Origin of the sequence: Streptomyces sp. NPDC088147, assembly GCF_044741565.1 — a bacterium.
In the GTDB taxonomy this organism is placed as follows: Bacteria; Actinomycetota; Actinomycetes; order Streptomycetales; family Streptomycetaceae; genus Streptomyces.
In genome coordinates this window covers 344,987-367,973 of record NZ_JBIUSY010000005.1, presented here as the reverse complement: position 1 = coordinate 367,973, position 22,987 = coordinate 344,987, and the positions used below count along the sequence as shown (strand labels likewise).

The following is a 22,987-nucleotide window of genomic DNA, read 5'->3' as shown; positions in this document are numbered from 1 at the left end:
CCCGCCGCCCCCCCCCCCCCCGGGCGGGGGGGGGGGGGGGGGGGCCCCCCCCCGCGCGGGCGGGGGGGGGCCGGGGGGGGGGGGGGGGGCCCACCCCCCCCCCCCCGCCTCTTCGTGCGTGGCCTGCCTCAGGTGGCGTGCACGTCCTGAGGGGTGACGACGACCGGAGGGTCGTCCTGGTCCTGAGGGGCGAACGATATGTGGCTGCCGGCCGCGAGGGCCGGCGCCGCCGAACCCGCGGCCGCCGCGGCCGCCAGAGCGGCCGTGACCAGAATGCGCTTGACGAGTGTCATCTCAAATCCTTTGTGGCAGGGACTCTTGAAGCGTATGCGCGTCGGCCACGCTCGCTAGTGGTGATATCCGGACATGCCACGACCGCGACGGCCCCCCCTCCGCGCCGCCGCGGTCGTCACCCCCGTCCGAGAGGTCTGGTCAGGCGGGTTCACCAGTGGCGTGGATGTCGCCCTGCGTGGTGGCCTCGCCGCCCGTGGCATGGATGTCCTTGACGGTGTTCTCGCCGCCGGTGGACGTCGCGTGGATGTCCTTCGGCTTGAGGACCGTCTCGTCCGTCTTCTTGTCACCCATGATTGATATCTCCCCTGTTGTCCAACATGTGCGTGATGGGCTGGGAGATGCCCGGCCGACAACTCCCCCGGAAACCGTCGGCCGGGCATCTCAGGGACCGTTCACCGCAGTGCTCCGGTCCGTGTCGTTCCGTCTGCCCCCCGATACGACGGCTCGACGTGCACCAGAGTGGCGCGTGGCGATAAACGAACGATGAACGCCCCACTGGGGCCGGAGATTACGCCGGGGGCCGGGCCGGAGGCATGCCGGGGGTCGTGCCGGGGGCCGTGCCGGGGGTCATGCCGCGGCGGCCGGTGACAGCAGCGCGCGTACCTCCGCCGCCTCCGCGGAACCGAGGGCCTCGTGGAGGGACAGCGCCTCGCGCCAGCAGACCTGGGCCCGGCCCGTCTGTCCGATGCCGTGCAGCGCCCGGCCCAGGACCGTGAGCACGTTCCCGCGCCGCCACTCCCCGCCGATGCCGCGCAGGACCGTCAGCGCCATCTCGGCGTTGGACGCGGCCTGCGCCGGCTTGTGCCCCTCCAGATCCGCCTCGGCCAGCCGGCAGAGCGTCATGCCCTCCCACAGCCGCTGACGGCTGTCGCGGAAGACGCCCAGCGCCTCGTGGAGCCGCTGGGAGGCGTCACCGAGCTGCCCGGCCTGGGTGAGCGCGAGCCCCAGCGCGTAGCGGCCGTTCGCCCCGCGCAGGGAGTGCCCGAGGCCGTCGTAGATGTCTATGCCCTGCTGGGCCAGGGCGACGGCGCTGGACGTACGCCCGGTCGCCAGCCGGATACGGGAGAGGTTGCACAGGGCGCTCGCCTCACCGGCGCGGTCCTCCGCCACCCGGAACCGCTCCAGGGAGCGCGTCAGATACTTCTCTCCCTCGGCGTGCCGGCCCTGGAAGAGCGCGATGACTCCCCGGGCGTTCGCCGCCCAGCAGCTGGGCAGCGGGTCCTGCGCCGCCTCCGCGAGCCGGTGCGCCTGTCCGGCCTCCTGGTCCGCCTCCTCGAAGCGGCCCACCATCTGGTGGACATTGGCCAGAATCACCAGTGCGCGCGCCTCGGCCCGCTGGTCGCCCACCGCATGGGCGGCCTTCCGCAGGACGGCGGCGGCTTCCTCGTACTGCTTGGAGTTGGCGCCGGACTCGGCCAGATCGACACTGGCCCAGAGGAGATCGACCGCGCGGCGCAGCGTCGGCGCGCCCGAGCACTGCCGTACGAAGGCCAGCAGGCAGTTGGCCTCCGCGTACAGCCAGTCCTGCGCGTCGTGCCGGTCGGTGAAGGACAGGCCCTGGTACGACGTCGGCTCCAGGTGGTCCACCAGGCGGTCCCCGGGGCGCTCCAGGGCGTACACGCTCGCGGCCGTCGCCAGGTAGAAGTCCAGCAGCCGCGAGAGCGCCGCCTCGCGCTCCGTGGGCGGCTGTTCGTCGCGTTCCGCGCAGGCACGCGCGTAGAGACGTACCAGGTCGTGGTAGCGGTAGCGGCCCGGCGCCGCGGATTCCAGCAGGGAGGTGTCGACCAGCGACTCCAGCAGGTCCTCGGCGTCGTGCAGCGGCAGGTCCAGTACGGCCGCCGCCGCGGCCAGCGAGAGGTCGGGGCCGTCGGCCAGGCCGAGCAGGCGGAAGGCGCGGGCCTGGGCCCGGTCCAGGGCGCCGTAGCCCAGTTCGAAGGTCGCCTTGACCGCGAGGTCGCCCGCCTGGAGCTCGTCCAGTCTGCGCCGCTCGTCGGCGAGCTTCGCCGCCAGGACCGAGACCGTCCAGGTGCGGCGGGCCGCCAGGCGGGACGCCGCGATCCGGATGGCCAGGGGAAGGAAACCGCACGCCGCGACGACATCCAGCGCCGCCTTGCGCTCGGTGGTGACCCGCTCCTCGCCGACGATCCGGGTGAAGAGCTGAAGCGCCTCCTCCGGTGACATCACATCGAGGTCGACCAGATGCGCGCCCGCCAGATCGACCATCCTGACCCGGCTGGTGACCAGCGCCGCGCAGCCCTCCGTACCCGGCAGCAGCGGACGCACCTGCGCGGCGTCCCGCGCGTTGTCCAGCAGCACCAGGATGCGCCGGCCGTCGAGCGTCGAGCGGTAGAGCGCGGAGCGTTCGTCGAGCGAGTCGGGGATCACGGCGTCGGGGGTGCCGAGCGCCCGCAGGAACGAGCCCAGTACGTTCTCCGGCTCCGCGGCCCGCGTGCCCGCGCCCTGGAGGTCCACGTACAGCTGGCCGTCGGGGAAGTACGTCCGCGCCGTGTGCGCGACATGCACCGCCAGGGTCGTCTTGCCGACACCGCCGATGCCCGCGAGCGCGGAGACCGCCATCACGGACCCCTCGACCGTGGACAGCCGCTTGCCCAGCTCCTGCACGAAGGAGACGCGGCCGGTGAAATCGGGCACCGTCGCCGGGAGTTGCGCGGGGCGCATGAAGGTGGGCGGCGGCGCGTGTTCCTCCACGGGACTGGCCAGTTCGGTGTCCGCCTGGAGGATGCGCTGCTGGAGCTGGGCGAGTTCGGGGCGCGGGTCGACCCCCAGCTCCTCGGCGAGCAGCCGGCGGGTGTCCGCGTAGACGGCGAGCGCCTCCGCCTGCCGGCCGCTGCGGTAGAGCGCCAGCATGAGCAGTTCGCGCAGCCGCTCGCGCAGCGGATGCGCGGCGGTCAGCACGGTCAGCTCGGAGACCGCCTCGGCGTGGCAGCCGACCTCCAGGTCCAGATCGAGCCGGGTCTCGGTGAGCTGGAGGCGCCACTCCTCCAGCCGGGCCCGCTGGGTCTCGGCGTACGGGCCGGGTACGGAGGCCAGCGCCTCGCCGTCCCACAGCCCCAGCGACTTGTTGAGCAGCGCGCGGGCCTGGTTGCGGTCCCCGGCGGCGCGGGCCTTCTCCGCGTCCGTGGCCAGTTCCTGAGCCAGGTTCAGATCGAGCTGGTCGGGCCGGGTCCGCAGGGCGTAGCCACCGGCCTCGGTGACCAGCACGCCGGGGGAGAGCCCCTTGCGCAGGCGCGAGGCATAGGTCCGTACGGCGGCCAGCGCCTGCGAGGGCGGCTCGTCGCCCCAGAGCGCGTCGATCAGTTCACCGGCCGTGGCGGTGCGTCCGTCACGCAGTAACAGGGCGGCCAGCAGGGCACGTTGCTGCGGCGACCCGGGCGGTACGGGCTCGCCGCCGCGCCAGGCGCGCACCGGTCCGAGCACGCTGAAGCGCAGCTCGCCCGAGCCACCCTGCACGGCCGGAGCCCGCTGCTCCGGTACGCGCGGCCCGCCGTCACGTTCCATAGCTCCCCCTGCCCCTGCCACTGCCGGTATCGCCCTCGACAGTCTGCCTTGTCGGCGGCTGCGCGTCAGCAGTGAGTAGCGGTCTGCACAAGCCCTCGACAGGATCGGGACCGCGGTTGACGCACGTGTCACGGAGCGCCGGACTTCTGTTGACCAATAAGTATTGGTATGACGGTTGACCGTGCTGGACCATGCCGGTCCGTGCTGGACCGTGCCGTTCCGTGGCGGTCCGTGCCGGTCCGTGTCGGCGAGGAAGACGAGGAGGCAGCGGCCATGACCGATGTGATCGTGGTGGGGGCCGGTCCGACCGGGCTGCTGCTCGCGGGGGATCTGGCGGTCGCCGGACACGCCGTGACCCTGGTCGAACGCCGCGCGGAAGCAGTCGGAAATCTCACGCGCGCTCTCGCCGTCCACGCCCGCACGCTGGAGCAGCTGGACGCGCGCGGACTGGCCGACGAACTGGTGGCGCGCGGATTTCCGGTACGGGAGCTGCGGCTGCTGACGCGGACGGCCATCGATCTGTCCCGGCTGCGCAGCCGCTTCCCGTACGTCCTGGTCGTCGGGCAGTACGAGGTGGAGCGACTGCTGGAACGGCGCGCACGCGAGGCCGGTGTCACGTTCTTGTACGACACGGAGGTGACGGGTGTACGGCAGGGCGGCGAGGGGGCCGGGGTGGAGGTGCGAGCGGGAGGCGCGGGGCCCGGGTCGGGGGCGGGGCCCGGGGCGGGCGCGGGGGCGGTGGCCGGGTCGGGCGTGGGAGCGGTGGCCGGAGCCGGATCGCGCACGCTCCGCGCCTCCTACGTCGTCGGCACGGACGGTGCCTCCAGTACCGTCCGCCGCTCCCTCGGACTGCCCTTCCCCGGCTCCGCCGTCATCCGTTCGATGGTGCTGGCCGACGTCCGGCTGACCGAGACGCCGCCCGCCCCGCTGACCGCCAACGCCGAGGGCGACTTCCTGGCGCTGATCGGCTCGTTCGGCGACGGCTGGTACCGCGTCATGGGCTGGAACCGCGCCCGGCAACTCCCCGACAGCGCACCCGCCGATCTCGACGAGGTGCGGGAAGCCGCCCGGCGGGCGCTCGGCTCCGACTACGGCATGCACGACGCCCGCTGGATCTCCCGCTTCCACAGCGACGAACGGCAGGTGCCGCACTATCGCGTGGGGCGTGTCTTTCTCGCGGGCGACGCCGCGCATGTCCATTCCCCGGCCGGCGGCATGGGCATGAACACCGGCCTCCAGGATGCCGCGAACCTCAGCTGGAAGCTGTCGGCCGTGCTCGACGGACGGGCGGGCGACGCGCTGCTCGATACGTACGACACGGAGCGCCACCCGGTCGGTGCCATGGTGCTGCGCGCCAGCGGGGGCATCATCCGGCTCGCGCTGACCCGGTCCGTCCCGATGCGCGCCCTGGGGGCGATCGGGTCCCAACTGCTCGTCCGGGCACACCCGTTGACGGACCGCGCGATGCGCATGGTCAGCGGCGTCGGCATCGCGTACCGCTCCCCGCGCGGCGCCCACCCCCTGGTCGGCAGGCGCGCCCCCGATCTGGCGCTGTCGTCGGGACGGCTGTACGAGGCGCTGCGGGCGGGCCGGTTCGTGGTGGTGGGACCGCGTGGGGACGAACGCGTCCGGTCGGTGGTGCCGGGCGACGGCCCGGTGCTGTACACCGAGTTCGCGCACAGCACCACGCGCACGCTGCTCATCCGGCCCGACGGCTACATCGCCTGGGCGGCCGACGCCCCGGACCCGTCGGGCCTGCGCGGAGCCCTCGCGGAGTGGACCGGACAGCGGGCCGGACAGCGGACCGGACAGCGGGAGGGGCGTCCGTAGCGCACGGCGGGATCTTCGCGTGCCCACCGGATCGAGGTTTCCACGACTCGGTGGACGAGGACTCGGTGGACGAGGACCCGGCGGCACGGGACGTAGAAAGCTCTCAAGAACCCGGGTAAGAACCCTGCCCAACCACCCCTTTTTCCCGGCAGTCCTCGTCACTCGCACGGGTGAAGAAGGCAACATCTGGTCATGGGTGGCGTGTTGGTGTGGTTACGCTCAGCGACGCAACCCCAAACCAATTCGGCCCCCGGCCGGGACTGGCATCCCGATCGAGGGCCTGACCACCCAGGAAGAAGACACCTTCCCGATGGCTCTTCAGCAGCTTAACGCGCCCTCGCGCGCCCAGTCCGGCATTCCGGCGGCCGTTCCCCCGTCCGGGGTCGCCCACCAACGGCACCGGCACACCGAGAAGTTCACCGTGATCGGCAACCACCTCGCCCAGCACGAGGGAATGTCGCTGGTCGCGCTGGGTCTCGGCGTGTACATCCAGTCCCTGCCCGACGGGGTGAACGTCGGCATCAAGACCCTCGCCGCGCGGTTCGAGGAGGGCGAGGTGACGATCGCCAAGGCGCTGCGGCAGCTGGAGGCGTACGGCTATCTCAGCCGTACGAGGGAACGCACCCCGCAAGGCCGCTGGGTGACGAGGACGGTCGCGTACGACATGCCGCCGCCCCTGACCCAGCAGCCGACCGCGCCGAAGCCGAGACCGAGACCGAAGCCCGCGCCGACCACTGCCCCGGCCCCGGCTCCCGCCATCACATCTGCCCCGACCAACACCCTTTCCCCGGCCCGGACTCCGTCGCCCGCTCCGCCCCTTCCCGAGCCCGGCCATCCCGACCTCACCCGCCACCGCACCGCCACCGAAATCCTCGCCGGACTCCGACGCCACGACCCGCGACTGGTCCTCTCCGAACGGGACGTCCGCCGCCTCGCGGGCGCCGTATCGGCCTGGCTGGAGCGTGGGATCGAACCCGCCGCCGTGCAACACACCCTGACCAGCCTGCTCCCGCACGACCCCATCCACTCCCCGGCGGCCCTCCTCGCCCACCGCCTCACCACTCTGCTGCCTCCGCCACTCCCCGCCGCACCGGCCCGAGCACGCGTCGTCCCCCTCCAGAACTGCGACCGCTGCGACCACGCTTTCCGTGCACCGGAACCAGGCAACTGCCCCGGCTGCCGAGCGGCCTCACGGCCCGGCGCCGGCCTTCTCCGCAGGTGACTGGCCGCCGCCCGCGGCAACGCGGCTACGCCTACGCCTACGGCTCGACGATGTGCCGCAGATAGGCGTTCGGGTCGGCGAGATAGCGGCGCCAGTGGTCCACGACACCGAGCTCCCGCCAGGCCACCCTCCGCATGCCGTGGTCGCCGACCTCGATGATGTCCGCGCCCGGCAGGGCGGTCAGCAGCGGGGAGTGCGTGGCGCAGATGACCTGGCCGCCCTCCTTCGCCAGCCGGTCGATGTGGCCGATCAGTTCGAGGCACGAAGAGAACGAGAGCGCCGCCTCCGGCTCGTCCATCACATAGAGCCCGGTGTGGAGGAATTTCCCCCGGAACGCGGCGAGAAAGCCCTCACCATGGCTGACCGAGTCCGGCGAGAACCCCTCCCTGCCCAGGGCGTCCATCGCGGTCTCGGCCCGCAGGAAGAAGCCCTTGCGAGCCGACCAACTGGTTGCCATGCGGCGCCCGCGCGCGCCCGCGTCGAACTTCATCCGCTCGCCGAGCGCCGACTTGCCACGCGGGGACGCGTAGCGCCAGTCGTGGGAGCCGCCGTAGGAGTCCAGACCGAACCCCTCCGCCAGCGCCTCGACCAACGTGGACTTCCCCGAACCGTTCTCACCGACCAGAAAGGTCACGGGCGTGGTGAAGCGCAGCCCCTCGTCGAGCAGCTGCCGGACGCAGGGCACCGACCACGGCCAGGCGTTCTCGTCGTACGAGGAGAGATGGGCATACGCGCGTTCGACAATCACCCGAGCAGTGTCGCCCATGACGCGGAAGACGTACGGCTTCCCAGGGCGTCGCGCCCCAGCTCGGCCCACTCCTCGCGTGGTGGCGCGGGGTGCCGCTTCTCGAAGTGCGCGCCGGTCCTGATCTTTATCGCGTGCCGCGGCCGGCGTCACCAGGTGCGGTCGCCATCGCCGTCCCATCGGCTGGAACGCCCCCTTATTCGGTTGCCTCCGGTCGGCCCGGTTGGATAGGAAGCCTGCATGCTAAGGGGCAGCAAGGTCGGGCTCAGGGCCCGTCACGAAGACGACATTCCGATCCTGGAGACCGAGCTCCACGCCGATGTGGCCGGCCACGCGCGGGCCGACGGCCGGCCGTGGCGGCCGATCACGCCCGGCTCGAAGAACTCGAAGTTCGCGGTGGACGACGAGGAGCAGCGGCACGTCCCGTTCTCCGTGGTGGAGCTGGACGGCGGCACGCTGGTCGGCACCGCGGTGCTGTGGGACATCGACAACCACAACCGGTCCGCGCACATCGGGCTGGGGCTGCTGCCGTCCTCCCGAGGCATGGGCTACGGCACCGACGTGGTGGCGGTCATGTGCCACTACGGCTTCATCGTGCGCGGCCTGCACCGGCTACAGATCGAGACGCTGTCGGACAACGCCGCGATGCTGCGCTCCGCCGAGCGCAACGGCTTCGTCCGCGAGGGCGTGCTGCGCGCCTCGTCCTGGGTGATGGGCGAGTTCCTGGACGAGGTACTGCTCGGTCTCCTCGTCCAGGACTGGAAGCACGACCCGAGGGGGTAGGCGGGCGCCCGCCGAGGCCGAGAACCTCATCCGCTATCGCGCCGGACACGCGTACTCCGGGCGCACCCGGTGCGGACCGCACGCAACCAGATTGACGGAGAGGAAACGGCCACCCGTCAGCCACCAGCCCCCCACGAGATCCTCGCCGGTCGCCAGGCGTCGTACGAACTCCTCGCGGTCGGCCGTCGGAGCGTAGGTGCCCGTGAAAGTCTCGGCGTGGTGCGCCAATTGCTCTGCGTACCAGTCCGCGGCCTCATCCGGCTCGGCGAACGTCGCCTCGATCCGGGCCGCGGATTTGAGGAGCCAGTCCGCGCTTTCCAGGGGCATCACCTGGGCGGACGGGAATTCCGGGTGTCCCGCGCGACGATGTGCGTCGCCCGGCTTCACCAGTACGTCTCCGTGACCGAGCCATACGTACGCGTGGTGGTGCGGCGCCACTTCTCTCCTTGAGGTTCGGCAGGCGGCCCCGCCCCGATGTGCGAGGCCGCCCGGTTCAACGGTGTGCTGTTACTTCCGGCCGCAGCCGTCGCCGTCCCCGCAGCCGCCGGAGGGGCTGCCGCCCTTGCCTTCGTCCTCGCCGGTGTCCTCTCCGCCGACCTTGACCGGCTCCATCAGGTGTCGCATGGTGACCTCCTGTGCCTTATCGACGCCCGGTCCGTCCGGGCGAGCCGATTGGTGCAGTGCTGGGCCCTTGTGGCCCGACCCGTTCCGGTCGGCAATTCCTTCGCCGGGAGTCCGGCCGGAACGGGCGTATGCGTACCGTCCGGAGACGGTGATGCGACCCTGACCCGAAGCGGTCGCCATGGGATGCGGACACCGGTTCTCCCGGTGCCGATTGCACTCTTACTCGGAGGGCCCGTAATCGGGGCACAGGGAATGCCCGCATTCACACGGGGGCCAGCGCAGTGCCGACCCGGGGACGAGGTCGGTGTTTTCCCCTCCGGGATCACACTTCGGTATGGCGAGGAGGCCGTCCGTCCCGAACTCCTCCGTCAGCTGGGCCAAGAGCTTCCGCGCCTTGCTGTGTGTCATTCCGCCTCTCGCCTCAGTCCGTGGAGTACGCGCTCCAGGAGCGCCTTCGTCACCGGGTCGTACATCCGGGGGACGGATTCGGGCACCAAGCGCCAGAAGCCACCGCTGTGGACCGTGGCCTCAAGTTCGGCTGCACGGACCGCCGTTCCGGGGGCTTGCTCGCACATGCTGGGTCCGCGCCTTCCGTCATCGCGTCGCCACCCTCCGTAGTGGTGGCTGTGCATCAGTGAACGACCGGGCGGGCACAGGGGGGAGGAAAAGCCGGAACGGCACGCGTTGAAGACAACCGGAAATTTCACAGTTGTCCGCTTCTGCCTCAGTGGCATGACTGGCTACGGTGCAACGGTGGAGGGCAACCAGAAGCTCATGAGCCGTATGGACGAAGCGGGTTTCACCCAGAACGAATTAGCCGAAGCGGTGAACGCCTATCTGCGTGCCCTCGGCCATGACGGGACCGTGAGCGACCGCACCGTACGCAACTGGCTGACCGGAAAAACTCGCTGGCCCCATTCGCGGCAGAGGGAAGCGTTGGAGACAGTCTTCAACTGCCGGATCAGCGAGCTGGGATTCGCGCCTCGGGGAGAAAAAGATCCCCTGCCATCGGGACCAATGGAGGACCGTGTGCTTCGTCGCCACTTCATCAGCGCATCGGCCGGAATCGCTCTGACTGCTGCCTCTGCCACCCCCGCCCATGGCCATTCCGTGCAACGACGCGTCGGAGCGGGCGACGTGGAGCGGCTGTTGAGCAAGTTCTCCGCTCTTATCATGAGCGATCAGCAGTACGGCGGCCGACTCACCATCGAGACTCAAGCCTCCTCCCTCGCTGCCGAAGCCCTGGCTCTTCAAGAACGCGGCACCGCAAGCCAGCGGGTAAGGGGTGCCCTGTATGCCTGCGCGGCTTCCTTCACCTCCAGCGCTATGTGGGCCGCTATCGACGGACGCCGCTTCGATGAGGCACAGACCCACTTCGACCGTGCTGCCAGCCTCGCCGCCATGTCCGGTGACAGCACCATCCAGTTCCGCATCTGGTCCCACGCAGGCAGTCTGTACCGGCATCTCGGGCGCCCTGCTGATGCCCTGGCGGCCAACGACGTGGCACGCGGCCTGCCCATCGCTCGCCGCGACCCGCTTTTCGCCTCGCTCGGCCACGCCCGCCATGCAGTCATTTGCGGTCTTGTCGGCAACGCCACAGATGTGAGGCGTGCGATCGGCCACGCCCGAGAGGCACTCGACCGCGCAGATCCGCACGCCTCCCGGCCTGTATGGATGACTGCGGTCCGTGATCAAGGAGAGATCGAAGAACTCGCCCTCTCCGCACATCTCAGCCTGGGGAACTTCGAAAGGGCCGAAGCTCATGCCCACCGCAGCCTGGTCCTGCTGCGCCCCTATATGCAGCGGGACCGCGCCATCGTCACCGCACGGCTGGCCCACGCACAACTCGGTCAAGGTGACATCGAACTCGCCATCGGCACAGCACAATCCATCCCCTCAGGCGTCTTCACCCGTCACCCGCGCGTCACCAGATTGCTCGGCGACTTCGGCGTCAGGCTTCACACCGCCGCGCCGTCCAGTTCGTTCTCCAGGGCGTGGGACGAGTACGCCCATGACAGTCGAAGGGACAACGCGTGACACTCAATTGGCATCGAACCGCGTCACGCCCACGACAGGGGAACTTGATGGAGCGGTACGGCGAGCGGCTGGCTCGGCATGCGTCCGAGCCCGGATGGGAGGCCGTCATCGCCTACCACGGCCAAGAGCCGGTGGGGTACGCCTACGGGAACACGCTCCCGCCGGATGACCGTTGGTGGCGGCGCATGACCACCATCCTGCCCTCGGGATGCACCGACACACCCACCCTGGCGCTGAAGGAGATCATGCTCCGCAAGCCCTGGCGAGGCACCGGCACCGCCCTGCGGATTCATGACGAACTGCTCGCGCACCGCCCGGAGGAGCAGGTTTCCCTCCTCGTGAACCCGCAGGCCGGAAACGGGAAGGTGAAGGCACTGTATGAGTCGTGGGGCTACGAGACGATCAGCGAGCAGCAGCCCTCCGCCGATGGACCCGTCCTCACCGCCATGCTGCGCGCCATCCGGAGGACGGCGCCCTCTTCGAGCGGTCCTCTGGAGTAGCCACACACCGCATACCTGTAGGGGGCGCACCATGCGCGTGGGCATCACTGGACACCGTGGCCTGTCCAAGGAGATCGGGCAGCAAGTAAAGGCCATGCTCGCCGAACAGATCGCCACGCTCGACGCACACGACCTCGTCGGGATCAGCTGTATCGCCGACGGCCCGGACGCGTGGTGGGCTCAAGCCGTCCTCGACGTCGGCGGGCGCATCGAGGTCGTCATCCCGGCAGCGCGGTACCGCCAGGGCCTGCCCGACTGGCATCACGCTGAGTACGACGCGCTGTTCTCCAGCGCCTCCGATACTCACCACACGGGCATGACCGAATCCACCTCGGAGGCACACCAGGCGGGAAGCGAGATCCTCGTCGGCCTCTCCGACGTCGTACTCGCCGTTTGGGACGGCCTTCCGGCCCGGGGATACGGCGGTACCGCCGATGTCGTGGCGTACGCGGCACGCGTAGGTGTACCCGTCACCGTCCTGTGGCCCGGCGGCGCGACCCGGTAAAGCCCCTTACCCCAGCAGGGGGCCCGGCCGACACCTGTTTCTGGTGGGTGTCGGCCGGGCATCGTGCGGGCCGTCGTCACTCCCCGAGGAAGACCGGGTTCGTGAACGCCGCGAGCGCGCCCGGGAAGCCCGGTGTCGTCGGGGCGTGGCGGACCTCCGCGCGTACGTACGTGGCGTAGGCGGGGGTGGTGCGCCATTCGACCGTGCCCGTGCCGGAGTCCGGGAGCGTGGCCGTGTGCAGGGTGCCCTGGTCGGTGACGAAGTGGGCGGTGCGGCCGGGGGCGCCGGTGACCTCCAGACGTACCGTCACCGGTTCGTCCGCGCCGACGCGCAGGCGGTCGCCGATGCCCGCGTGCCTGCCCCGGCCGCCCGCCGCGCCGAAGGTCAGGGAGACCGAGGCGGACTCGGCGATGTAGCTGTGGCCCGCGCGGATGCCGGCGAGGATGGCGTCGCGGGTGAGGTCCTCGGCCAGGACGACGGTCTGCGGGGTGCCGATGGGGTCGGGGTCGCGGTGGGCGTCGCTGCTGCCCATCGCGGGGGTCCAGGGCCGTCCCGAACGGGCCGCGGAGACCAGGGTGTTGTCCCAGTCGGCGAGGGAGACCTCGTCGTCGACCGTGTACGGGCCGTTCCACACCTCCACCGCGTCGGCGTCGGCGAAGCCGAACTTCCAGTTGCAGCCGATGCAGGTGGCGTGCGGGTGGGCCGGGACGACCAGGCCGCCGGCGCGGCGGACCTCGCGGGCGTAGTGGCCGAAGCGGTTGTCGCGGGCACGGTAGCGCCAGTCGATGAACGTACCGCCGTCCATGCCCAGCGCCACGACGTGCCCGTTGCGGGTGGTGATCTCCTCGCCGGTGAGGATCAGCAGGTCGTCACCCCACAGGCCGTCCCAGACGCGGTGCGCGGAATGCGTGTTGTGCTCGCTGGTGTTGATGAAGTCGAGGCCCGCCTTCCTGGCGAGCGCGGCGATCTCGGCGGGCGTCCGCTTGCCGTCGGAGTGGACGGAGTGGATGTGGCAGTCACCGCGGTACCACGCCCGGCCGCGCCCCTTGGCGCGCCGCGGCGGGTACACGGGCTTGGGGGTCTTGCCCGGGGCACCGAACCGCAGCGTGATCGTCACCTCGTACGCCAGGCCCTGCGGGGCGACGGTGTACGGGCCGAGCGCGATGTGCCAGGTGCCCGCGTTCACCGGGCCGGGGAGGTAGCCGGGGGTGGCCTCGTCGGCGCGCAGGAAGAACTCGGTACGGGCGCCGCCGGACCAGCCGCGGAAGCCCTCGCCGCCGAGTCGTGTGCCGCGCTCGTCGAAGATGCCGATGTCGAGGGCGTTGCCCTGGGTGCCGGCCGGCATGGTGGGGCGCTCGTAGGAGTAGGCGACATGTATCTCGCGGACCCCGCGCGGTACTTCGACGGGCAGGTGGACGAAGTCGGGGGAGCCGGGCGGCAGCGTGCCGCGGACGGTTCTGGTCTGCTCTCCGGACCCGTCGCCGGCCGCACCGGTCGCACCGGCGGCGCCGGAAGGGGTCGCGCTCGCGAAGCTCACGGTACTCAACGTAAGCGCGGCGGCGGCTCCCGTCACCAGAAGACCTCGTCGGGCGATCCCGGCGTCGTGAGCGGCGTCGCGGGCGGTGTCGCGGGCGGCGTCGTGGGTGTGATGAGTGTCGTGGGTCTCTGCGTGGTCCTTACACATGCCGGCGGCTCCCGAGGTGCCAAGAGGGACAAGTGGTCACGAATGCGACCACCGATGGGTGCGTTCGAACTCTGGTATCGAGCCGTGAACCAGGAAGCAAGGGAAGGGAGTCGGCAGATGGCTGAAATGAGTCCAGGACCTGGACGCGTACGGGGCGACGGCGTCCGAAGTCCCGCGTCGTCGCAGGCCACAGCACCGAACGTATTCTCGGAGGATGATGACGCGCGTGCCTGAGGAATCCGGAACAGGACGACCGACGACCCCCCGGCCCGCCGGAGAGCGGACCGCACCACCGGCAGCACCGGCCCAACCGGCACCACCGGCCCAACCGGCACCACCCGGAGGGACGGCGGCCCCCACCGCCAACGCCATGCGGCGCGCGCTCAAGCGGGCGCGGGACGGGGTCGCGCTGGATGTCGCGGAGGCCGCCGTGCTGCTCCAGGCGCGCGGCGACGACCTCACCGACCTCGCCGCGTCCGCCGCGCGCGTGCGGGACGCCGGGCTGGCGGCGGCCGGGCGTCCCGGCGTCATCACGTACTCCCGCAAGGTCTTCATCCCGCTCACGCGGCTGTGCCGGGACAAATGCCACTACTGCACCTTCGTCACCGTCCCCGGCAAGCTGCGGCGCGCCGGGCACGGCATGTTCCTCTCGCCGGACGAGGTCCTGGAGATCGCGCGCCAGGGCGCCGCGCTCGGCTGCAAGGAAGCGCTGTTCACGCTCGGCGACAGGCCCGAGGACCGGTGGCCCGAGGCCAGGGAGTGGCTGGAGGCGGAGGGGTACGACGACACCCTCGCCTACGTCCGCGCGATGGCGATCCGCGTCCTGGAGGAGACCGGGCTGCTGCCCCATCTCAACCCGGGCGTCCTCTCCTGGACCGATCTCCAGCGGCTCAAGCCCGTCGCGCCCAGCATGGGCATGATGCTGGAGACGACGGCCACCCGGCTGTGGTCCGAGCCCGGCGGCCCGCACCACGGCTCGCCGGACAAGGAGCCCGCCGTACGGCTGCGGGTGCTGGAGGACGCGGGCCGCTCCAACGTCCCGTTCACCACCGGCGTGCTGATCGGGATCGGGGAGTCGTACGAGGAGCGCGCAGACGCCCTCTTCGAGATCCGGCGCGTCCAGCGGGCGTACCACGGCATCCAGGAAGTCATCGTCCAGAACTTCCGCGCCAAGCCGGACACCGCGATGCGCGGAATGCCGGACGCCGAGCTGGCGGAGCTGGCCGCGGCCGTCGCCGTGACCCGGCACGTCCTCGGCCCCGCCGCCCGTGTCCAGGCCCCGCCCAACCTCGTCGACGCGGAGTACGCGCTGCTCATCGGCGCGGGCATCGACGACTGGGGTGGCGTCTCGCCCCTCACCCCCGACCATGTCAACCCGGAACGCCCCTGGCCGCATATCGACGAACTGGCCGCGCGTACCGCAGAGTCCGGCTTCGAGCTGCGCGAACGGCTCACCATCTACCCGGAGTTCATCGCGCGCGGCGAGCCCTGGCTGGACCCGCGGCTGATGCCGCACGTGGGGGCGCTGGCCGATCCGGAGACGGGCCTCGCCCGCGAGGACACGCGCCCGGCCGGGCTGCCCTGGCAGGAGCCCGATGAGGGCTTCACCGCCACCGGCCGCACCGATCTGCACCGCACGATCGACACCGAGGGCCGCACCACCGACCGGCGCGACGACTTCGACGAGGTGTACGGCGACTGGGAGGCGCTGCGCGAGGCCGCCGCCCCCGGCATGGTGCCCTCCCGGATCGACACGGACGTACGGTCGGCCCTCGCCCAGGCCGCCGACGACCCGGTGAAGCTCACGGACGACCAGGCGCTCGCGCTCCTCCACGCGGACGGTCCGGCGCTCGACGCGCTGACCCGGATCGCCGACGAACTGCGCGCGGACGTGGTCGGCGACGACGTCACGTACATCGTCACGCGCAACATCAACTTCACCAATGTCTGTTACACCGGCTGCCGCTTCTGCGCCTTCGCGCAGCGCCGCACGGACGCGGACGCGTACACCCTCTCCCTCGACCAGGTCGCGGACCGCGCCCAGCAGGCGTGGGAGGTCGGGGCCACCGAGGTCTGCATGCAGGGCGGGATCCACCCGGACCTCCCCGGCACGGCGTACTTCGACATCGCGCGCGCCGTGAAGGAACGCGTCCCCGGGATGCACGTCCACGCCTTCTCCCCGATGGAGGTCGTCAACGGAGCCTCGCGCACCGGCCTGTCGATCCGCGAGTGGCTGACGGCGGCGAAGGAGGCCGGACTCGACTCGATCCCGGGCACGGCGGCGGAGATCCTCGACGACGAGGTGCGCTGGATCCTCACCAAGGGGAAGCTGCCGACGGCGACCTGGATCGAGGTCGTCAGGACCGCCCATGAACTGGGCATCCGGTCCAGTTCCACGATGATGTACGGCCATGTCGACCAGCCGCGCCACTGGCTGGGCCACTTCCGTACGCTCGCCCGGATCCAGCAGGAGACGGGCGGCTTCACGGAGTTCGTGACGCTCCCCTTCATCCACACCAACGCCCCGGTGTATCTGGCCGGTATCGCCCGCCCCGGCCCGACGGACCGCGAGAACCGCGCGGTCATCGCGATGGCCCGGCTCCTGCTGCACCCGCACATCACCAATATCCAGACGAGCTGGGTGAAGCTGGGCACGGAGGGCGCGGCGGAGATGCTCCGCTCCGGCGCGAACGACCTGGGCGGCACGCTGATGGAGGAGACCATCTCCCGGATGGCCGGATCCAGTTACGGTTCGTACCGCTCGGTCAAGGACCTCGTCGCCATCGCGGACGCGGCGGGCCGCCCGGCGAAGCCGCGTACGACGCTGTACGGCGAGGTCCCGGAGGAGCGTGTCCGGGCGGCTGCCGCGTCGGACGGACATCTGCCGCAGCTGCTGCCTCTGCTGGCGGACTGACGGACTGACGGACTGGCGGACGGACTGACGGACTGGGCCACTCGTCGCGGCGGGGCCACTCGTCACGGCGGGGTCGCCCGTCGCAGCGCACAGCCCGCGCGGGCCCGGCCCGCGCGGGCCGGGCGCTGTCGCTGTCGCCGCCGTTGCCGCTGCTGGCAGACTGGGCGGGCGAGAACGGAACGGACACGGGGGAGTACGTACGTGGCGCACGCGCATCAGCCGTCGATGGCCGAACTGATCGCGCGCCGCCGCAGATTCGTCGGCCGTAGCGCCGAACTGACCGCGTACCGCGACAACTTCGGCTGCCCGCCCGAGGACGAGCGGCACCGGTACCTCTTCCACATCCACGGCAACGCGGGCGTCGGCAAGACCTCGCTCGTACGGGAGATGGAGCGGACCGCCCGTGAGTGCGGCGCGCTGACGGCGTACGTGGACGAGTCCGTCAGCAGCGTTCCCGAGGCGCTGGCCGCGATCGCCGAGCAGCTCGGCCGGCAGGGGCATCCGCTCAGGCAACTGGACCGGCGGCTCGCCACGTACCGGCAGCGGCGGCACGAGGCCGAGTCGGCGGCCCAGTCGGCCGCCGGTACGGAGGGCGCCGCTCCCGGCGCCGCTCCGGCGGGCGGGGAGTCCCCCGTCCCGTACGCCGGGGCCGCCGCGCCCGCCCCGTCCGCCGGGTCCACCGCCGCCGTCACGGCCGGGGTGATCGGGCTCCGTATGGTCCCGGTCGTCGGAGCGTTCGCGGACGTGGTCGACACCCAGCAGCTCGCGGCGGGAGCCGACCGGCTGCGGGCCACCCTGAGCGCACGCTTCCGCGACCAGGAGGACGTCCAGCTCGTCCTGCGGCCGGACCAGGTGCTCACCCCCGTACTGGTCACCGAACTGACCGAGATCGCCCGCTCCGTCCCCTGGATCGCGCTCTTCTTCGACACGTACGAACGCACCGCGCCCTTCCTGGACACCTGGCTGCGCGACCTGATGACGACCAGCGCCTACGGCCGGTTCCCGGGCACGGTCGTCGTCACGGTGGCGGGCCAGCGCCCCTTCGGCGCCGCGCGCTGGGGCGAGTTCGCGGACTTCGTGACGGACCTGCCGCTCGCGCCCTTCACGGAAGGGGAGGCGCGCACACTCCTCGCGGCGAAACGGGTCACGGACGAGTCCGTCGTGGAAGAGGTGCTCAGGCTCTCGGGCGGCCTGCCCGTCCTCGTCTCCACTCTCGCGGAGAACCAGCCCGCGGACCCGCACGACGTGGGCGACCCCAGCGCCACCGCCGTCGAACGCTTCCTCAAATGGGAGCAGGACCCGGTACGGCAGGCCGCGGCCCTCGCCTGCGCCCTGCCGCGCCGGCTGGACGAGGACGTCTTCCGCGCGGTCGTCGCCGAGGACGCGGCGGGGCTGTACGACTGGCTGCGGACGCTGCCCTTCGCCACCCTCAAGGACGCGGGGGTCTCGTACCACGGCGTGGTGCGCGCCCCCATGCTGCGCCTCCAGCGCACCCGCTCCCCGCGCGGCTGGCGCGAGCGGCACACCGCGCTCGCCGCGTGCTTCGCCCGCTGGCGCGCCGAGGCGGAGACGGACCTGCGGGCCGACGAGGTGTGGGCGAGCGCCGAGTGGCGCGCGCTGCGCTTCGAGGAGACGTACCACACGCTGTGCGCGGGCCCGCGCGGCGCGCTCCCCGGGGCGCTGCGGGATGTGGTCGAAGGCTGCCGCGAGTCCCCGGCGGCGGCCCGCCGCGCCGCGCAGGTCCTGGCGGAGGCCGGTACGGACACCGACGACGAGGCGGCCCGCGAGTGGGGACGGCGGCTGGTGACCGCCCTCGACGACGCGAAGGAAGGGGTACGGGTGGCCCTCGGCCTGCTGCTCGACCGACCGGGTCTGGACACCCGGGGCCGCGCGGCGGCGCACACCGTACGCGGACGGGAACTGCGTGAGGCGGGCGGGTACACACAGGCGCTGGCCGAGTACGACCGGGCGCTCGCCCTCGATCCGGACGAGCCCAGCGCCTACTACGGCCGGGGCTACACCCACCAGTTGGACGGCCGGCTCGACGTCGCCCTGGTCGATCTGCGCCGGGCCGACGAACTGGCCCCGGACACGGTGTGGATCCTTGAGGAGTACGGGGAGACGCTCCGCCTCGCGGGCCAGGGCGAGGAGGCCGTCGAACTGCTGGACCGTGTCCTCGTACTCGACCCGACCAACGCCTACGCACTGGCCTGCCGGGGCGCCGCCCACCACGGGCTGGGGCGGCACACGGCCGCTCTGGCCGACTTCGGCCGCTCCCTGGAGCTGGACGCCGAGTACCTGTGGGCGCTGGTCCGCAGAGCCCGGTTGCTGCGTGACATGGGGGAACCCGACCGGTCCTTCGCGGATCTGGACCGTGCGGTCGAGCTGGCCCCGGACAGCGTCTGGGTCGCCTCCGAGCGTGGTGAGGCCTACCGGATCACCGGCCGGAACGAGGACGCGGAGAGGGAGTTGACCCGCGCCCTGGGAATCGACGCCGATCATGCCTCGGCCCTGGCGGGCCGGGGGTATGTCCGCCATCGGCTGGGGCGGCACGCCGAGGCGCGCGCCGATCTGGACCGCGCGATCGAACTGGACGCCGAGTACGCCTGGGCGTTGGGGCACCGGGCCGGGCTGCGCCAGGAACTGGACGACCCGTCGGGCGCGTTGGCCGATCTGGACCGCGCCGTCGACGCCGATCCGGACCTCGTGTGGATCCGGCGGGAGCGAGGAGAGGCCCGGCTGGACGCCGGACAGTACGAGGAAGCGGTCGCCGATCTCACCGAGGTGCTGAACCGACAGCCCTCCGACGTCTGGGCGCTCACCCTGCGTGGCCGTGCCCACCACGCCCGCGGCCACTACGGTCACGCCTTCGCGGATCTGGACCGGTCCGTGCAGCTCGATCCGGACGGCTGGTGGGCCTACTACTGCCGGGCCACGACGGCACGGGCCACCGGCCGCGCGGAGCAGGCGTACGCCGATTTCGCACGGAGCGTCAGTCTGTACCCGGAGGCGGACCACGCCCGGCGCAGAGTGGCGGCCATGAGCCTGCTCCTGGGCAGGCCCGAGGAAGCCCTTCACTGGCTGGACGAGCTGACCACCGCCGACAACGACGACCTGGAAGACCGCTGCGAGGCGCTGCGCCGTACCGGGCAGTGGGCCGAGGCGCTCGCGGTGGCCGAGCGGTTCAGCGTCGAGGAGCCGGTGTACGGCACGCTCCAGCGGGCCCTGGCGGTGACGGTGGCCGAGGGCGCGGACGCCGGGGTCCCGGTCTGGCGGGAGCTGGAGCGACTCCTGTCGGAGGCCGAGGACCCCGCGGTCGAGATGCCCGCGTACGGCGCCATGCTGAGCGCGGCCGTCCGGGGGGACTGGGAGGTGCTGGACGCCTCGCTCACCACCCTGTTCGCCACGGAACACGAGTGGGACGATCTCGCGCACATGACCTCCCATCTCGAAGAGCTGCTGCGCGCGCCCGGCGTCGACACCACCGGCCTGAGCGCCCGGCTCGCCCGGGTCGTCGCCGCGCGCGACGCGTTCGCCGCCCGCTGGGCGTGAACCGGGGGACGGGGGACGGGGGATCACCGGAGCGTTCCGCGAGAAAGACCTCCGCGAGAAAGACCTCCGCGGGAAAAGACCGAAGTGAACCGGTCGCGCTACTTTGGTCGGATGCCGTGCCCGGCCCGCCCTCCGTAGCGTCGTACGGTATGACACCACCGTCTCCGACCGAGCCCGCCGGCGCGGGCACGTCCGCGACCGCGCGGCTCGCCGATGTCGACGCGCTGCGCGGCTTCGCGCTCTTCGGCATCCTGATGGTCAACATCCCGTTCTTCGCGAGTGGTTACACCCTGCTCGACCTGCCCGACCCGGCCCGGATCGCCTGGCACGACGAGGTCACCAAGGACCTCGTCACGTTCTTCTTCGAGTCGAAGTTCTATCTGCTCTTCGCCTTTCTCTTCGGCTACAGCTTCACTCTCCAGATCAACTCCGCCACCGCGCGCGGACTCAGCTTCCGCCCCCGCTTCCTGCGCCGGCTCGGGGCGCTGTTCCTGATAGGTGTCGCCAACGCGGTCCTGCTCTTCTACGGCGACATCCTGGTCACGTACGCCGTGCTCGGCCTGCTGCTCTTCCTGGTGCGCGGCATCTCGCCGCGCCGCGCGCTGTGGGTGGCCGGGATCATCACCGGCACGATCGCGCTGCTGTTCCTGACCGTGGCCGTTCTCGTGGCCGTCATCGACGGTGCCTCCGCGACCGCCACCGCCTCGGAACAGGCCAGGATGCTCGCCGACGGACGGGCCGGTACGGAGGCGATGCGCGGTGGCGTCGGATCGGTCATCGGCGAGCGGGTCTCCTCGCTGGGCAACGCGTTCCCGCTGATCTTCTTCTTCCAGGGGCCGCTGGCGTTCTCCGCCTTCCTGGTGGGGCTGGCCGCGGGCAAGCGGCGCGTACTCGCCGACCCCGCGCGGCACAGCGGGAAGCTGCGGCTCATCCAGCTCATCGGCTTCCCGGTGGGGCTCGCGGGCTCGGCGTTCTACACCTTCGGCGGGGACGACAACCTCTTCTCCAACGCCGCGCACCTCGTGACCGCGCCCTTCCTCACCGCCGCGTACGCCGCCACGCTCCTGCGCGTGTTCAGGACCGCGCGCGGTGCGCGGCTGGCCGGGATGCTCGCCGGGCCGGGACGGATGGCGCTGACCAACTATCTGAGCCAGTCGTTGCTCTGCGGCCTGATCTTCACGGGGGTCGGCCTCGGACTCATCGGCCATGTGCCGTACGCGCCGGTCGCCGCCATCGCGGTGGTGATCTTCTCCGTACAGGTGGTGTGGAGCGCCTGGTGGATGCGGCGGTTCCGGATGGGCCCGGTCGAGTGGCTGCTCCGGGCCGCCACCCAGTGGGAACGGCCCGCCATGCGGCGGCGCGAGAGCCCCGGCCGCAGCCCGGCGTCCGTGTGACACCGGCGGTGCCGGAGGCGTGAGGCCGGTCCCCGGGCAGGGCGGCCCGTCGGGCAGCGCGGCGGGCACCACGTAACCATCACGAAACCTTCGCGGCCGGGCCCCGCCGCCCAAAACCGACCTGCCGGGCGACCGCCGCCCATACCGCCCCACCCGTCCCCAGTCATCCCGAAGCGCGCCCTCAACCCACTGTTCCCGGTCGATTACAGTGCTGCGCAGTTGGTGCGGTCGCTCGGAGGCACAGGGGAGGGAGGGGCGCGTGAGCACACCGTCCGGGGCCATCTGGGGCCGTGCCGAACAGCAGGATTTCCGCAGCCGGGTGCGGGGCTGCCTGCTCGGCGGTGCCCTCGGGGACGCGCTCGGGGCCGGGGTCTCCGCGCTCACGCTCGACGAGATCAGGGCCGCCCACGGGGAGGGCGCCGTGAACGACTTCGTGCCCGCCTTCGGCCGCCGCGGCGCGGTGAGCGCGGCCACGCAGCTGACCCTGTTCACCGTCGACGGGCTGATCCGCGCGCAGGTCCGCAGGGACACCGGCGCCTGGCATCCGCCCACCGATGTGCACCGCGCGCATCTGCGATGGGCGGCGACCCAGCGGGACTGGGGGCCGGACCTGCGCCGCAAGGACGCCGGCTGGCTCGCCCAGGAGGAGTGGCTGTACGCGCGCCGCGACCCGACCATCTCCTGTCTCACCGGGCTCGGCGACACCATCATGGGCACGCTCGACAAGCCCAAGAACACCATCGCGCGCGACTCGGGCGCCCTCGTACGGTCCGCGCCGTTCGGCCTGCTCGTGGGCTGGGAGCCGCAGTTGGTGTGCCAGCTCGCCGTGGAGTGCGCCGTCCAGACGCACGGCTCCCCGGGCGCGTATCTGTCGGCGGGTGCCTTCGCGGTGATCGTGCACGCCCTGGCGCGCGGCGAGACGCTGGACGCGGGCGTGCAGCGCGCCCTCACCCAGCTCACCCCGCGCCCGGGGCACCAGCCCGTCTCGGACGCCCTCCAACAGGCGCTCGGCGCCGTACGGCAGGGGATTCCGGGCCCGGAACGGATCGCCGCGCTCGGCGAGGGACGTACCGCGGAATCGGCGCTCGCCGTCGCCGTCTACTGCGCGCTGGTCGCCGAGGACATCCGCCAGGGGCTGCGCCTGGCCGTCAGCCACGACGGCCCCTCGGCGGCGACCGGCACGCTCTGCGGCGCCCTGCTCGGCGCGCTCCACGGGGAGACGGCCCTGCCGCCCGCCTGGCTGGCGGAGCTGGAGGGCCGGCCCACCCTGCTGGAGATCGCCGACGACTTCGCGATGGAGATGACCCAGGGCCCGGCGCTGCACAGCCCGGGGGCCGCGGCCTCGGCCTGGCTGGTCCGGTATCCGCGCGGCTGAGGCGGCCCG

15 protein-coding genes and 1 pseudogene are annotated in these 22,987 nt (G+C 71.8%); 10 read left to right on the top strand and 6 right to left on the bottom strand.

Features of this window, described 5'->3' with window-relative positions; translation table 11 throughout:
- Window positions 1–128 precede the first annotated feature (128 nt).
- From ACIOGX_RS19615 to ACIOGX_RS19605, 3 genes are all read right to left on the bottom strand, one after another.
- A complete protein-coding gene (locus ACIOGX_RS19615) occupies window positions 129–293 on the bottom strand; it encodes a hypothetical protein (protein WP_356518705.1) in 165 nt (54 codons plus the stop codon).
- A 139-nt stretch (window positions 294–432) separates the two neighbouring features.
- Entirely contained in the window at window positions 433–585 is a 153-nt protein-coding gene (locus ACIOGX_RS19610; RefSeq protein ID WP_356518706.1) for a hypothetical protein, read from the bottom strand.
- 276 nt (window positions 586–861) lie between these two features.
- On the bottom strand, window positions 862–3,813 hold the full coding sequence (locus ACIOGX_RS19605) for a BTAD domain-containing putative transcriptional regulator (RefSeq protein WP_356518707.1): 2,952 nt from the start codon (window positions 3,811–3,813) through the stop codon (window positions 862–864).
- A gap of 273 nt (window positions 3,814–4,086) precedes the next feature.
- Between ACIOGX_RS19605 and ACIOGX_RS19600 the strand changes: the two genes are divergently transcribed.
- Together ACIOGX_RS19600 and ACIOGX_RS19595 are read left to right on the top strand one after the other, a co-directional pair.
- Window positions 4,087–5,643 (top strand): FAD-dependent oxidoreductase, encoded by a 1,557-nt coding sequence (locus ACIOGX_RS19600; RefSeq protein WP_401914711.1) that lies wholly within the window; start codon window positions 4,087–4,089, stop codon window positions 5,641–5,643.
- A gap of 310 nt (window positions 5,644–5,953) precedes the next feature.
- Window positions 5,954–6,865, top strand: coding sequence for a helix-turn-helix domain-containing protein (locus ACIOGX_RS19595; RefSeq protein ID WP_401914706.1), 912 nt, complete (start codon window positions 5,954–5,956; stop codon window positions 6,863–6,865).
- 37 nt (window positions 6,866–6,902) lie between these two features.
- Here ACIOGX_RS19595 and ACIOGX_RS19590 read toward each other — a convergent pair whose 3' ends face one another.
- Window positions 6,903–7,613 (bottom strand): AAA family ATPase, encoded by a 711-nt coding sequence (locus ACIOGX_RS19590; protein ID WP_384770410.1) that lies wholly within the window; start codon window positions 7,611–7,613, stop codon window positions 6,903–6,905.
- A gap of 237 nt (window positions 7,614–7,850) precedes the next feature.
- On the opposite strand from ACIOGX_RS19590, the gene ACIOGX_RS19585 reads away from it, so the two are divergent.
- The gene (locus ACIOGX_RS19585; protein ID WP_401914703.1) at window positions 7,851–8,393 is read left to right on the top strand and encodes a GNAT family N-acetyltransferase; all 543 of its coding nucleotides are present in this window, start codon (window positions 7,851–7,853) and stop codon (window positions 8,391–8,393) included.
- Between the two features lie 33 nt (window positions 8,394–8,426).
- Here ACIOGX_RS19585 and ACIOGX_RS19580 read toward each other — a convergent pair whose 3' ends face one another.
- Window positions 8,427–8,831 (bottom strand): hypothetical protein, encoded by a 405-nt coding sequence (locus tag ACIOGX_RS19580; protein ID WP_401914700.1) that lies wholly within the window; start codon window positions 8,829–8,831, stop codon window positions 8,427–8,429.
- Window positions 8,832–9,770: 939 nt separating this feature from the next.
- Here ACIOGX_RS19580 and ACIOGX_RS19575 point away from each other — a divergent pair.
- The 3 genes from ACIOGX_RS19575 to ACIOGX_RS19565 all read left to right on the top strand — a co-directional run bounded on the left by ACIOGX_RS19575 (window position 9,771) and on the right by ACIOGX_RS19565 (window position 12,059).
- On the top strand, window positions 9,771–11,054 hold the full coding sequence (locus tag ACIOGX_RS19575; protein ID WP_401914697.1) for a helix-turn-helix domain-containing protein: 1,284 nt from the start codon (window positions 9,771–9,773) through the stop codon (window positions 11,052–11,054).
- A gap of 185 nt (window positions 11,055–11,239) precedes the next feature.
- Complete coding sequence (locus ACIOGX_RS19570; protein WP_401914694.1) at window positions 11,240–11,554, top strand: hypothetical protein; 315 nt, start codon at window positions 11,240–11,242, stop codon at window positions 11,552–11,554.
- A gap of 31 nt (window positions 11,555–11,585) precedes the next feature.
- Window positions 11,586–12,059, top strand: a complete 474-nt coding sequence (locus ACIOGX_RS19565) for a hypothetical protein (protein WP_401914692.1) — start codon at window positions 11,586–11,588, stop codon at window positions 12,057–12,059.
- Window positions 12,060–12,135: 76 nt separating this feature from the next.
- Here the strand turns inward: ACIOGX_RS19565 and ACIOGX_RS19560 are convergent, their stop codons facing one another.
- On the bottom strand, window positions 12,136–13,743 hold the full coding sequence (locus tag ACIOGX_RS19560; protein ID WP_401914689.1) for a CehA/McbA family metallohydrolase: 1,608 nt from the start codon (window positions 13,741–13,743) through the stop codon (window positions 12,136–12,138).
- A 355-nt stretch (window positions 13,744–14,098) separates the two neighbouring features.
- Between ACIOGX_RS19560 and ACIOGX_RS19555 the strand changes: the two are divergent.
- The 4 genes and pseudogenes from ACIOGX_RS19555 to ACIOGX_RS19540 all read left to right on the top strand — a co-directional run.
- A pseudogene (locus ACIOGX_RS19555) lies at window positions 14,099–16,657 on the top strand (bifunctional FO biosynthesis protein CofGH); the annotation flags it as partial.
- A gap of 201 nt (window positions 16,658–16,858) precedes the next feature.
- Window positions 16,859–20,209: a tetratricopeptide repeat protein gene (locus ACIOGX_RS19550; protein ID WP_401914686.1), complete on the top strand. Its 3,351-nt coding sequence runs from the start codon at window positions 16,859–16,861 to the stop codon at window positions 20,207–20,209.
- 149 nt (window positions 20,210–20,358) lie between these two features.
- Window positions 20,359–21,603, top strand: coding sequence for a DUF418 domain-containing protein (locus ACIOGX_RS19545; protein ID WP_401914683.1), 1,245 nt, complete (start codon window positions 20,359–20,361; stop codon window positions 21,601–21,603).
- A 259-nt stretch (window positions 21,604–21,862) separates the two neighbouring features.
- Window positions 21,863–22,978 carry an ADP-ribosylglycohydrolase family protein gene (locus ACIOGX_RS19540; RefSeq protein ID WP_360419201.1) on the top strand — a complete coding sequence of 372 codons (1,116 nt, stop codon included), beginning with the start codon at window positions 21,863–21,865 and terminating at the stop codon, window positions 22,976–22,978.
- Window positions 22,979–22,987 lie beyond the last annotated feature (9 nt).